Below are 14,256 nucleotides of genomic sequence, written 5' to 3' on the forward strand. Positions count from 1 at the left end.
TGAATTGCCTCCAGCTTTAGCTGGGGGTCATAATTCAATACAACAAAAAGGGCTTTAGCCAAATAAAACTGTCGAGTTTTTTCGGCTAAAGCCAATTTATCCTTCAATTCAGTTTACCTCCAGCTAAAGCAGGAGGCAATTCAAAAAAATAGAATCGAACTCAGGTTATTGGATTTAAAAGTTTTGATTTTTTTAATCTCGCAAAGACGCGGAGTCACAAAGCTTTTTAATTTAATACTTAATATTTTGGGACTCCGCGTCTTTGGAAGAACATTAAAGAAGCTATTTTTAAAATCTTTGCACCTTTGTCTCTCAGTACCTTCATCTTTTAAATAGAATTCCTGTCAATAAAATTAAAAGGAACTTTTACTTCTCCTTTTTCTTTGTTTAAAATCATTCTTGCGGCTATTTCTCCCATTTCATTAAAATCGGTAGACATAACGGTTATTCCTAATAATTCTTTTAAAGGAGTATCATTATAAGAGATAACTCCAATGTCTTGTCCTAAAACATATTCTTCGTCCCTAATTTGTTTTACTAGATTAACCAAATCAGATTCTTCAATAGTAATAAATAAATCTCCTTTTTTCAGAATCATATCGTCATAAACTTCATTCAGGATTTCAAAATTAATTTCATGTTCAACACAAAATTTCCTGAAACCGTGCAAAATTCTTCTTGGATAAGGATAAACGGCTTTTTCCGGATATACTAATATGAGTCTTTTGTATTTAGTTATCTTAGAGAGTCCTTCTTTTAATGCATTATAAATGTCATTCTCAAAATCCTGGTAAATTTTAATAACCTCATTATTTAATCCAAGTTTTATATTATCCATGATTACCAACTTATCCTGTGGTATTCTTTGAATAGCTTTAATTACATCATCAGTAAAACTCAGATGTTTTAGTTCCTCTGTTTTAAAGTGTGTTGTAATTACATAATAATCGTATGCGCCTTCAAATTTATCCAGCAAATTTAAAAACAGCGTTTCATCGCAATGATATATATGTAAATCGGTATGGGCATTTGCTCCTAAAGTATTAATAAAAGAGCTGTATGTTTTCATTTTATAAGCACTCAGTTTATTAAACAAAAACAGGATATTAACTTTCGATTCCAACTTGGTTCTCGTAATATAATATCCCTTCCCCCGAATTGAAGAAATAATTTTACGCTCCTTTAAAATATTATAAGCTTTCTCAACAGTATCCCTTGACATATAAAATTCTTCGCTAAAACTATTTATCGATGGGATTTTTTGATTTATTTTCAAGTTGCCATTGGCAATATTCTGCAATATTGAATCTACAATTTGCTTGTATTTAGGTACCCTTGAATCGTCATCAATTTTAATTAGTTTGATCATGTGTGTATATTCTAAAGATCTCTTTTGGTGGAGATGTAATTATAAATTGCATTATATGTAATATTTTTCTTTAAAAAAGCTTAAAAGATATTAATTACGCAAACGTTTGCTAAAATATAAATTTTAAATTTAAAAAATCATAATAAATTGAATCTTCTCGCAATAATTTATGATTTTAAATAAATATACATTGGGGTAAAGGACAGTACAGGATAGTTTTCTTTTTTACATTCTCTTATTTTACACAGCCAAATTTAACTATCGACTTAACCAAAAAATTAATTATTAAATGGAATCATTACTCGGAATTATTTTTCACTCCATAGGAGGATTTTCCTCAGGGAGTTTTTATATGCCTTTTAAGAAAGTAAAAGGATGGGCCTGGGAAAGTTATTGGATTGTTGGAGGGTTTTTCTCCTGGTTGATAGTGCCGCCAATTGCTGCTTATTTAACAATTCCGAATTTTACTGAAATTATCGCAGCCACCTCTTCTGATATAAAAGCATTAGTGTACACTATGGGATTGATTTGGGGAATAGGAGGACTTACTTATGGTCTTGGTGTTCGCTATTTGGGTATGTCATTAGGGAATTCAATTGTATTAGGTTTTTGTTCTGCTTTTGGAGCTTTAGTCCCTCCAATTTATTATAATCTTTATCACACAGAAGGTAAGGTGTCTTTTACTGATATGCTTACAAATACAGGTGGACGCCTTGTTTTGCTTGGTGTATTGGTATGTTTGACTGGTATTGCGATTTCAGGAAAAGCAGGAATGCTGAAAGAAAAAGATTTTGCAACGGGCCACGAAGATAAAGACAAAGAATTTAGTTTAGTAAAAGGTTTAATCATTGCCATAATATCAGGTATTCTGAGTTCATTTTTTAACTTCGGAATTGAAGCAGGAAAACCAATGGCTGATGTGGCTAATGAGGCATGGAAAGCGTTGAATCCAAATGAAGGCCAATTTTTGTATCAAAATAATGTAACCTATATTGTGATACTTTGGGGAGGATTAACAACCAATTTTATATGGTGTATGTATCTTAATTTCAAAAACAAAACTTTTGGAAATTATACAGATAAAAGCACACCAATTTCAAAAAATATACTTTTTTCGGCAATTGCAGGAACAATGTGGTTCTTACAGTTTTTCTTTTACGGAATGGGCGAAAGTAAATTAGGAAACGGAGCGAGCTCCTGGATTCTGCATATGTCAACAATTATTCTTACTGCAAACTTTTGGGGTTTTTACTTAAAAGAATGGAAAGGTGTTTCTAAAAAAACCTTTAATACTTTTCTGTTAGGAATTGTACTGATAATGTTATCCATTGTTTTAGTCGGAATTGGAAACTCATTATAAATAATAACCAAAACATAATATATCATAATGTCAAATATAAACACAAATAATATGACTTTTCAGCATGTAAGCTATCTTTGGGATGATGCTAAAGCTGCAGCACTAGCAGGAGATGAAGTAGCTCTTTTTATTTATCGTTCTAATTTATTGGGAGCTGATTTAAGACTTACTAATTATGGAGGAGGAAATACTTCAGTTAAAATTACAGATAAAGACCCATTGACAGGCACAAGTTCTGAAGTAATGTGGATAAAAGGTTCTGGCGGAGATATCGGAACATTGACAAAATCAGGTTGTGCAGCCCTTTATTTAGACAGATTACGTAATCTTGAAAATGTATACAGAGGTATTGAGTTTGAAGATGAAATGGTAGAATTGTTCAACCATTGTATATTTGATTTAGCTTCAAAAGCGCCTTCTATTGATACACCATTACACGGTTTTTTACCATTTAAACATATTGATCACCTGCACCCTGATGCCGCAATTGCAATTGCTGCAGCAAAAGACGGAGCAAAAATTACTGAAGAATTATTTGATGGTGAGATTGGATGGGTAGGATGGCAGCGTCCCGGTTTTGACCTTGGACTTCAGTTAAGAAGCTGTTTGGAAGAAGCGGAAAAAAAAGGTAAAAAATTACGCGGTATCATGTTAGGATCTCATGGTTTATTTACATGGGGAGATACTGCTTATGAGAGTTATATCAATACACTTGAAGTAATTGAAAAGTGTGCTGAATATTTAGAAAGTAATTACGGTAAAAAACGTCCTGTTTTTGGAGGAAAAAAAACAGAAAGCCTTTCGTCTGCTGACCGCAAATTAAAAGCCGCTAAAGTAGCTCCGATCTTAAGAGGTTTTTGCTCTTCGGAGCGCCAGATGATTGGTCATTATACAGATGATGCCAGAGTTTTGGAATTCATTAATTCAAATGATTTATCAAAATTAGCTCCTCTTGGAACCTCTTGTCCGGATCACTTTTTGCGTACTAAGATCAGTCCATTGGTCTTGGAATTAGATCCAAACGAAGATTTATCAGATGTAAATGCAATTAAGGCAAAATTAACTCCTGCTTTTGAAGCTTACAGAGCAATGTATAAAGATTATTACAATGCTTGTAAAAAGTCTAATTCTCCAGCTATGCGTGATCCAAATCCGGTGGTAATTTTATATCCGGGAGTTGGTATGTTTACGTTTGCCAAAGATAAAACAATGGCTCGCCTGGCATCAGAATATTATGTCAATGCAGTGAATGTAATGAAAGGGGCAGAAGCTGTTTCAGAATATACTTCATTGCCACACCAGGAAGCTTTTGATATCGAATACTGGTTATTGGAGGAAGCAAAATTACAGCGTATGCCAAAACCAAAAGCACTATCAGGAAGAGTAGCCCTAATTACGGGTTCTGCCGGTGGAATTGGAAAAGCTATTGCCAAAAGATTCGCTGAAGAAGGAGCTTGTGTAGTTATCAACGATATTAATGAAGAACGCTTAGAAGGTGCTACGACAGAATTTATCAAATTATTTGGTAAAGATGCTGTATCAAATACTTTATTAAATGTTACAGATGAAAAGAGTACTGAAAAAGCATTAGATGATGCATGTTTAGCTTTTGGTGGTGTTGATATTGTTGTAAACAATGCCGGTATCAGTATTTCAAAATCAATTGCAGAACATACTCTTGAAGAATGGGACAGATTATATGACATTTTGGTTAAAGGGCAATTTATTGTTTCTAAAGCCGGAATTGAAGTAATGCGTAAACAAGGCTTTGGTGGAGATATCGTAAACATCGTTTCTAAAAATGCTGTCGTAGCAGGGCCAAATAATCCTGGATACGGATCAGCAAAAGCTGCTCAGGCACATTTAACACGTTTGATGGCAGCCGAATTAGGAGCTGATAAAATTCGTGTAAATACTGTTAATCCGGATGCTGTAATATCAGATTCTAATATTTGGTCTGGCGGATGGGCTGAAGGTCGTGCAAAAGCATACGGAATTACCGTTGCGGAATTGCCTGCATATTATGCAAAACGTACCTTATTAAATGAAATTATATTGCCTGATGATATTGCAAACGCCTGTTTTGCATTTGTTGGCGGTCTGTTGAATAAATCGACAGGAAATGCCTTGAATGTAGACGGTGGGGTAACAATGGGCTTTTACCGATAAGTTGTTTAGTTTTTTTTTAAGTTTATTTTAACAAAGTGGTTTTTGTTTTCTAACGTTCGATTCTGTCGGACGTTAGATTTTTTATAGCAATTATTTTTTTAGAAATAAATTTATTAATCACATTTAAACAAGCAAACAGTATAAAAAAGTAAAGTAAAACAAGGGTTCAGTTTATAGAATAGTTATATATTGTAAGCCCTATTAAAAAGGAATAATTATGTTAATTCAATCAAATACTATAGCATCACATAATGATGGTTTATTAAAAAAACACCAAAATAAATTAATTTTTACTGCATCAGAAATTGGTGAGACAGAATCAATTATTCAAAAATTAATCGATTTTCAAATTGCAATTCCATCATGGGCATTAGGAACAGGAGGAACAAGATTTGGACGTTTCCCAGGTGGAGGAGAACCTCGTTCAATCGAAGAAAAAATTGAGGATGTAGGTTTGCTTCATGCTTTAAATAATGCTTCAGGAGCAATCTCTTTGCATATTCCGTGGGATATCCCAACAGACCATAATGCCATAAAAGCTTTAGCAGCACAACATAATTTGAAATTTGATGCTGTAAATTCAAATACATTTCAAAATCAGGAAAATCAGGAACATTCGTATAAATTTGGTTCCTTGCAAAATGTAAACAAAGCAGTACGTAAGCAGGCAATCGCCCATAATATCGAAGTTATTCAGCAGGGAATTGCTTTAGGCTCAGAATCATTAACGGTTTGGCTGGCTGACGGATCTTCTTTTCCGGGACAATTAAATTTCAGAAAAGCATATCAAAATACCTTAGAAAGTTTAGAAGAAATCTATGATGCATTACCTTCTAACTGGAAATTATTTTTAGAATACAAATGTGCAGAGCCTAATTTCTATTCAACTACAGTTGCAGATTGGGGACAATCTTATTCTTATGTAAAAAAATTAGGAGACAAAGCTCAGACATTGGTTGATTTAGGTCATCATTTGCCAAACGCTAATATTGAGCAAATTGTTTCTTTATTATTGATGGAGAACAAACTTGGAGGTTTCCACTTTAATGATTCAAAATACGGAGATGACGATTTAACTGCCGGAGCTTTAAAACCTTACCAGTTATTCTTAATTTTCAATGAATTGGTTGAAGGAATGGATGCCCGCGGTATGAATCATGCTAAAGATTTAGGATGGATGATTGATGCTTCTCATAATATTAAAGATCCTTTAGAAGATTTATTACAATCTGTTGAAGCTATTATGATTGCTTATGCTCAGGCACTTTTGGTTGACAGAAAAGCGTTGGAAATCGCTCAGGATGAAAACGATGTTGTAAAAGCTCAGGAAATTTTACAAAACGCTTTCCGTACAGATGTTCGTGCATTAGTTGCCGAAGCACGTTTGCGTTCCGGAGCAGCTTTAAATCCGGTAGAATTATATCGTAATCTTGCTGTAAGAAGTAATTTGATTTCAGAAAGAGGATTAAAAACAATGGCTACAGGATTATAAGTTATGACTAGAGTAAACGCCGTATTTGATATTGGTAAAACGAACAAAAAGTTTTTTCTTTTTGATGAAGAATATAATGAAGTGTATCGTGACTATGTAAATTTGCCTCTTACGGTAGATGAAGATGGTTTTGAAACAGAGAATCTTGAAGCCCTGCGTAATTGGATAAAAGAAACTTTTGATGCAATTTTAGATGATTCCCGTTTTGATATTAAGACTTTAAATTTTTCTTCCTACGGAGCAAGTTTAGTGCATCTTGATTATAAAGGAAAACCACTGACTCCGCTATATAATTATACAAAGGAGATTCCTCAGGAAATTTTGGAAGATTTTTATAAACAGCATGGCGATGCATTGACTATTGGAGCAGAAACCGCTTCACCTCCTTCAGGAATGCTGAATTCAGGAATGCAGCTTTATTGGCTTAAAAAAACAAAACCAGATCTGTTTTCTCAAATAAAATATAGCTTGCATCTGCCGCAATATCTTTCCTATTTATTTACAGGAATACCTGTAAGTGAATATACCAGCATCGGATGTCACACTAATTTATGGAATTACGATGAGGAAGATTACCATAAATGGGTTCATGATGAAGGCATAGACAAAATATTACCGCCAATTGTTCCTACGTCAGCCAGCATCAATACAACTTATAAGGACAAAAAACTTAAAATCGGAGTAGGGATACATGATAGTTCATCCGCTTTGCTGCCTTATATTTTAAGTAAAAAGAAGCCATTTCTATTGCTTTCAACAGGTACCTGGAGTATTGCGCTAAATCCGTTTAATTCTGAGAGTTTAAGTAAAAAAGATATTGCAGACAATTGTTTGAATTATCTTCGAATTGATGGTAAACGAGTTAAAGCTTCCCGTTTTTTTATGGGTAATGAATATCGTTTACAGGTAGAAAAGCTGTGTGAATATTACCACAAAGAATACGGTTATCACAGAGATGTGACTTTTAATACCGATATTTATTTGGCTTTGATTGAAAAGCCGGCAGTTTATTTTAAATTTGAAGGCATTTCGTTGCAGCGCCTGCCCCATAAAACAGCATTAGAACCGTTTGATACTTTCGAAGAAGCGTATCATCAATTGATGATTGAACTCATGGAATTGCAAGTAGATACTATAAACAAGGCTATCGGAAACAGCAAAATCAAAAAAATATTTATTGATGGAGGGTTTACGGACAATGATGTATTTATGAAATTAATGTCACATCATTTCAGTTCGTTCAAGGTTTTATCTACACATTCACCGTTAGGTTCAGCTTTGGGTGCAGCAATGGTAATTTCTGATAAACAAATTACTTCTCAATTTCTTAAAGAAAATTACAGAATGAAAAAATTGGTTCCTTTATTATTTTAATTTTGGAGTCAATAAAAATAGAATTATTAATCTCTATGAGATAAATCTCAGGAAAAATCGTCATGCGATATTCTTAAAAATATTATTTCCGTATGAAAGTTGGACTTTTTATTCCCTGTTATGTGGATCAGTTTTATCCAAAAGTAGGTATTGCGACTTATGAGTTATTATTAAAATTAGGCTGCGATGTTTATTTTCCGATGAAACAAACTTGTTGTGGACAGCCCATGGCCAATAGTGGTTATCAACATTTAACCAAAGGCTGTGACGCTAATTTTATAGCTAATTTTGCTGAATTTGATTATATCGTTTGCCCGTCTGGAAGTTGTGTCCTGCATGTAAAAGACCATTTGCATGATGAAAAGCAGGAAGATTTGGCCACAGAAATGCGTAAAAAAGTTTTTGAACTGACGGAATTTATTACCGATATTCTTAAAGTAGAGCACATCGAAGGAAATTTTCCGCACAAAGTAGGAATGCACGTAAGCTGTCACGGACAACGTGGACTAAAACTTTCGCAAATGACTGAACTAAATGCGCCTTTCTTCTCTAAACCTGAACAATTACTGCAAAATATAAAAGGTCTCGATTTGGTTTCCTTAACCAGAAAAGACGAATGCTGTGGTTTTGGCGGAACTTTTTGTGTAACCGAAGAAGCTGTTTCCGTAAAAATGGGCCAGGACCGAATTAAAGATCATGAAATCCATCAGGTTGATTATATAACGGGCGGTGATATGTCCTGCTTAATGCATTTGGAAGGAATCCTGAAAAGACAAAAAAGCAATATAAAAACAATTCATATTGCTGAAATATTAAATTCTTCAACTATTAAAATTTAATATTAAAAATTTGTAGTGAGTTTTAAATTGAAAAAGATGACTTTATAATGAAAAAATTAACGCTCTGTTTTGCATTATTACTTTCACTTATTTCTTTATCGTTTAAAAACGATGTGTCTTTGGTAACTTTAGAGGAAGTAGGGGTTAAGGCACCTTTTGAAATGCCAGCTATAAAAATACCGAACTTTAGCAAGTGCAAAAAATATTCAATTGTTGATTTTGGAGCCGTTCAGGGAAATAAAAATAAAACTTCTGAAGCGATAAATAAAGCAATTTCAAAAGCGAATAAAGATGGAGGTGGAATTGTCATAATACCGGAAGGTGAATGGCCGACCAAGAAAATTCATTTTAAAAGTAATGTAAACCTTCATTTAAATAAAGGAGCAGTTTTACTTTTCTCAGAAAATCCGGATGATTATTTACCTGCAGTTAACTCAACTTGGGAAGGTTATGAATGCTACAATTATTCTCCATTGATTTATGCTTACAAATGTAAAAACATAGCCATTACCGGTGAAGGAGAGCTGAAAGCTAAAATGGATATCTGGAAAGAATGGTTCGCCAGACCAAAAGCACACATGGAAAGTCTGAAAAGATTATATTTTTTAGCGTCTTATAACAAGCCCATGAAAGAACGTCAAATGGTAAATGACAGTGCTCATTTTCGTCCGCAATTTATTCAGTTTAACCGTTGTGAAAATATAGTAATGGACGGAGTTACGATTACCAACAGCCCTTTTTGGACCATTCATCCTTTCTTATCTAAGGATGTCGTGCTTAGAAATCTTAAAGTATATGCACACGGGCATAATAATGATGGCGTTGATCCTGAAATGAGTCACAACGTATTGATTGAAAATTGCATTTTTGATCAGGGAGACGATGCGATTGCCATAAAATCAGGAAGTAATCAGGACGCCTGGAGATTAAATACTCCTTCAAAAAATATTATAATGCGCAATTGTACCGTCAAAAACGGACATCAGTTAGTAGCCATTGGCAGCGAGCTTTCAGGCGGAATAGAAAATGTATTTATTGATAATTGTACTGTCGTGGATGGTGCAAAATTAAATCATCTTCTTTTTATAAAGACAAATGAACGCAGGGGCGGGTATGTCAATAACATTTATATGAGTAATATTGTTTCAGGGAAAATTGACGCAGGAATTCTGGGTATTGACACTGATGTATTATACCAATGGAGAGATTTAGTTCCAACAATTGAGCGCAGGCTTACACCTATAAAAAATGTATATCTGGATAATATAAAAGCAACTAATGTGAAGTTTATTTCGAAAATTTCTGGACAGAAAGAACTTCCTGTAGAGAATATATTTCTAAAAAATGTTACTGCCGATGTTGTCCAGGGAAATCAAAACATTCATGAAAATGTTTTGAATTTTGTAAATAAAAATTGATTTAATTTTAACCACCGGTTTATTTTAAACTATTAAAAAAATGTCTTCAAAAAAAATAATGCCACATAGCGAAGCTGCAGCCCGTTTTAATAAAGATGTAAAACGAGTTGACTGGCACGATGAAACACTTTGGTTTGTCCGTGAAAAACGGGATAAATCTGCCAATCAAATTCCGGATTGGGAATTACTCAGGGAAACGGCTTCACAAATCAAAAATAATGTACTTTCTAATATTCATGATTATTTAATTGAATTTGAGGCAAATGCTCAAAAGAACGGAATAATTGTCCACTGGGCAACAGATGCAAAAGAACATAATGAAATAGTACATTCGATTATGGCAAAGCATGACGTAAAGCAAATGGTGAAATCCAAATCAATGCTTACAGAAGAATGTCATTTGAACGATTATTTAACCGAAAAAGGTATTGAAGTTATCGATTCTGATTTAGGAGAATACATTGTACAGCTCCGTAAAGAACCGCCAAGTCATATTGTTTTGCCTGCTATTCACCTTAAAAAAGAAGATGTAAGTGAAACTTTTCACGAGCATTTGGGAACGGAAAAAGGAAACATTGACCCTCAATATTTAACCGAATCTGCACGTTTAAGTTTAAGAAATACTTTCTTAACCCGAAAAGTCGCTTTAACCGGAGTGAATTTTGCCATTGCTGAAACCGGTGAAATTGTAGTCTGTACCAACGAAGGAAATGCAGACATGGGAGCGCATTTAGCAGATGTACACATTGCCTGTATGGGATTTGAAAAACTGATTCCGCAGCGTAAACATTTGGGTGTTTTTCTTAGATTATTGGCCAGAAGCGCTACGGGACAGCCTATTACTACTTTTTCGAGTCATTTTAAAAAACCAAGAGAAGGAAAAGAAATACATATTGTGATCGTTGACAATGGCAGAAGTACACAATTAGGAAGAGAAGATTTCAGGAATTCATTAAAATGTATTCGTTGTGGTGCCTGTATGAACACTTGTCCTGTTTACAGACGAAGCGGCGGACACAGTTATCACAATGCGGTGGCAGGACCAATTGGTTCTATTTTAGCTCCTAATTTAGATATGAGCAAAAATGCTGATTTACCTTTTGCCAGCACACTTTGCGGCTCATGTACCAATGTTTGCCCTGTAAAAATTGATATTCACGATCAGTTATACAAATGGCGTCAGGTATTGGTGAAAGAAGGCCATACACCGCAGGCAAAAACGATCGCAATGAAAACGATGGCTACAGTTTTGGCAAATCCTGCCATATTTAATTTAGCCGGAAAATCAGGAAGATTTGTAATGAAAAACATTCCTTCAATGGTTAATAACAAGATGAACAAATGGTATGACCAACGTGAAATGCCAGCCGTTCCTGAAGAATCATTTAGGGAATGGTACAAGAAAAATTCAAGAGAATCTAAAGCTAAGGATAATGAGTAGTAAAGCCGAAATATTACAGAAAATAAAACAAAATCAGCCAGTTATAAGTGCAGATTTACCTGATTTAGAAGTTTTATTTTCGGAAAATCTGAATGTTTTGGAAACCTATAAAACGGTTTTAAAAAATATTGGAGGAGAAAGTGTCGAAGTAGCTGATTATAATGAAATTTTAGCCTTCCTAAAAAACAATTATTCACTGGATAAAAGAATAATTACAACTATTCCCGAACTTTCTGAAGTGGCGGTTTTAGATTGGAAAAATGATGATCCACATACGCTTCAAAATGTTGAATTAGCAATCATAAAAGCTCATTTTGGCGTTGCCGAAAATAGTGCGCTTTGGGTGACCGATGATATATTAGGACAACGTGTAACTCCTTTTATTACACAATATTTAGCAATTATTGTCAATAAAAGCGAAATTTTAGCAACCATGCATCAGGCATATAAAAGAATTGGAAATCAGGAATATGGTTTCGGAACTTTTATTGCGGGACCGTCAAAAACAGCAGATATTGAACAGTCTTTAGTTTTGGGAGCACATGGCGCAAGAGGATTAATTGTTTTTTTACTGGATTAAATTAAAAAATAAAAATATAAAGATTTGAAAACAGATTTTACATTAAAAGGAAAAGTAATAATTGTAACGGGCGCAACCGGAGTATTGGGTGAAGCTTTTGTTAACGGTATTGCAGCTGCAGGTGGAATAGTTGGCGTTTTAGGCCGAAATGAAAAAGTAGCCAATGAAAGAGCAGAATCCATTATTAAAAATGGAGGAGAAGCTTTAGCTTTAATTGCTGACGTAACTATCGAAAGTGATTTGATAAAAGCACGCGATTTAGTTCTTTCAAAGTACGGAAAAATAGATGGTCTGGTAAATGCAGCAGGTGGAAACATGCCCGATGCTGTTATTCAGCCGGATCAGGATATTTTTAAACTGAATATGGATGCTTTGCAAAAAGTGATGAACCTGAATTTATTCGGAACACTTTTGCCAACACAGATTTTTGGTGAAGCAATCAAAAATAACAACAGTATTGGCAGTATTGTAAATATTTCATCCGTGGCAACAGAACAGGCTTTGACGAAAGTTTTAGGATATAGTCTGGCAAAAACAGCTATCGATTCTTATACAAAATGGTTTTCAGTTGAACTTGCAAAACGATATGGCGATAAAATCAGGATGAATTCAATTGTTCCCGGATTTTTCTTAACGGAACAAAACCGAACATTACTAACAAATCCCGACGGAAGTTTAACCGAAAGAGGAAATTTAATTATTCAAAATACCCCGTATAAACGTTTTGGAAGCCCCGACGAATTAATAGGAGCATTGGTTTGGTTATTAAGCGATGCTTCAAAATTTGCTACAGGTTCAAAAGTGACTTTAGATGGCGGTTTTACAATCTTTAGCGGTGTATAATTTTAAAAAAAAAAGAAAGTATGAACAGAATGATACAAACCTGGAGATGGTTCGGCCCAAATGATCCGGTAAGTTTACAACATATAAAACAAACCGGAGCTACCGGAATTGTAACTGCTTTACACCATGTTCCTCATGGAGAAATATGGACTATTGAAGAAATAAGTAAAAGAAAAGCTGAAATTGAAAAATACGGCTTAACATGGGATGTAGTGGAAAGCATTACGGTTCATGAAGACATTAAAACCAAAACTGGCGATTATAAAGTTTATATCGAAAAATATAAAGAGAGTATTCGTAATGTTGCAGCTTGTGGGATCAAAATTATTACTTATAATTTTATGCCGGTTAATGACTGGACAAGAACAAAATTAGATTATGAAATGCCTGATGGCTCTCAGGCCCTGTATTTTAACTGGGTTGATCTGGCGGTTTTTGATATTTATATTTTAAAAAGAGAAAATGCTGAAAACAGTTACCCTGCAAACATAGTTTCTCAGGCAAAAGAACGTTTCAATACATCAAACGAAGAGCAGTTACAGGCGCTTTCGGATGTAGTCATGTTTGGAATTCCAGGTGAAAAAAAGATGACTGTTGCTGATATGCAGGCCAAATTAAAACCTTACGCCAATATCAACAGAGCCATTTTAAGAGAAAACCTGAGTTACTTTTTAAATGAAATTTGCCCGGTTGCAGATGAATGCGGCGTAAAATTGGCCATTCATCCGGATGATCCTCCTTTTGATATTTTAGGATTGCCACGTATTGTAAACTCAATGGAAGATTATGATTATATTCTTTCAAAAGCACCTTATAAATCAAACGGAATTTGTTTTTGCACAGGTTCTCTTGGAGCATCAGAAAAAAATGATTTACCTGAAATTGCAAAAGCTTTAGGCGATAAGGTACACTTTATTCATTTACGAAATGTTCGCAGGGATGAAGAAGGTAACTTTTTCGAAGCAGATCATTTAGATGGAAATGTAGATATGTATGCAGTAGTAAAAGAATTATTGCTAATACAAAAAAAGAGCAATATTTCGATTCCGTTCAGACCGGATCACGGCCATCAAATGCTGGATGATTTAGGAAAAATAAATAATCCCGGTTATTCAGCTATTGGGAGATTAAGAGGTTTAGCTGAGTTAAGAGGTTTGGAAGAAGGTATAATTCGTTCCTTGTAAGTTTTATAAAATAATAATATAACTGTCATATTTATAAGCCAATAATTAAAACCTAAAGAAGTTATTATTAAAGTGAAATAATCTGTAAAGCCAACAGGTTTTAAAGAAACATAAGTCATATAAGTACATTTAAATAGTAGAATAAATCTATAGTTTAGATCGAACTTATATGACTTATTCATATCTA

At 34.1% G+C, this 14,256-nt stretch carries 11 protein-coding genes; 10 read left to right on the plus strand and 1 reads right to left on the minus strand.

Annotated features, from left to right (window positions below; all coding sequences use genetic code 11):
• Nucleotides 1–328 precede the first annotated feature (328 nt).
• Entirely contained in the window at nt 329–1,369 is a 1,041-nt protein-coding gene (locus tag ACEN92_RS03095; protein ID WP_495640906.1) for a GntR family transcriptional regulator, read from the minus strand.
• Nucleotides 1,370–1,658: 289 nt separating this feature from the next.
• Between ACEN92_RS03095 and rhaT the strand changes: the two genes are divergently transcribed.
• From rhaT to uxuA, 10 genes are all read left to right on the plus strand, one after another.
• Nucleotides 1,659–2,729: an L-rhamnose/proton symporter RhaT gene (gene rhaT, locus ACEN92_RS03100; RefSeq protein WP_495640907.1), complete on the plus strand. Its 1,071-nt coding sequence runs from the start codon at nt 1,659–1,661 to the stop codon at nt 2,727–2,729.
• A gap of 27 nt (nt 2,730–2,756) precedes the next feature.
• The gene (locus tag ACEN92_RS03105; protein WP_495640908.1) at nt 2,757–4,898 is read left to right on the plus strand and encodes a bifunctional aldolase/short-chain dehydrogenase; all 2,142 of its coding nucleotides are present in this window, start codon (nt 2,757–2,759) and stop codon (nt 4,896–4,898) included.
• Between the two features lie 217 nt (nt 4,899–5,115).
• Nucleotides 5,116–6,390: a sugar isomerase gene (locus ACEN92_RS03110; RefSeq protein WP_495640909.1), complete on the plus strand. Its 1,275-nt coding sequence runs from the start codon at nt 5,116–5,118 to the stop codon at nt 6,388–6,390.
• A gap of 3 nt (nt 6,391–6,393) precedes the next feature.
• Nucleotides 6,394–7,764, plus strand: a complete 1,371-nt coding sequence (locus tag ACEN92_RS03115; protein ID WP_495640910.1) for an FGGY-family carbohydrate kinase — start codon at nt 6,394–6,396, stop codon at nt 7,762–7,764.
• A gap of 92 nt (nt 7,765–7,856) precedes the next feature.
• On the plus strand, nt 7,857–8,603 hold the full coding sequence (locus ACEN92_RS03120; RefSeq protein WP_495640911.1) for a (Fe-S)-binding protein: 747 nt from the start codon (nt 7,857–7,859) through the stop codon (nt 8,601–8,603).
• Nucleotides 8,604–8,650: 47 nt separating this feature from the next.
• Nucleotides 8,651–10,021, plus strand: a complete 1,371-nt coding sequence (locus ACEN92_RS03125; RefSeq protein WP_495640912.1) for a glycoside hydrolase family 28 protein — start codon at nt 8,651–8,653, stop codon at nt 10,019–10,021.
• A gap of 40 nt (nt 10,022–10,061) precedes the next feature.
• Complete coding sequence (locus tag ACEN92_RS03130; RefSeq protein ID WP_495640913.1) at nt 10,062–11,462, plus strand: lactate utilization protein B; 1,401 nt, start codon at nt 10,062–10,064, stop codon at nt 11,460–11,462.
• On the plus strand, nt 11,455–12,042 hold the full coding sequence (locus ACEN92_RS03135) for a LutC/YkgG family protein (RefSeq protein WP_495640914.1): 588 nt from the start codon (nt 11,455–11,457) through the stop codon (nt 12,040–12,042). Before ACEN92_RS03130 ends, ACEN92_RS03135 begins: the two co-directional genes overlap by 8 nt.
• 24 nt (nt 12,043–12,066) lie before the next feature.
• Nucleotides 12,067–12,885: an SDR family oxidoreductase gene (locus tag ACEN92_RS03140; protein ID WP_495640915.1), complete on the plus strand. Its 819-nt coding sequence runs from the start codon at nt 12,067–12,069 to the stop codon at nt 12,883–12,885.
• A gap of 29 nt (nt 12,886–12,914) precedes the next feature.
• Nucleotides 12,915–14,069, plus strand: a complete 1,155-nt coding sequence (gene uxuA, locus ACEN92_RS03145) for a mannonate dehydratase (protein WP_495642325.1) — start codon at nt 12,915–12,917, stop codon at nt 14,067–14,069.
• Nucleotides 14,070–14,256: the final 187 nt, after the last annotated feature.

The organism is Flavobacterium sp. Flavsp81, from assembly GCF_059491325.1.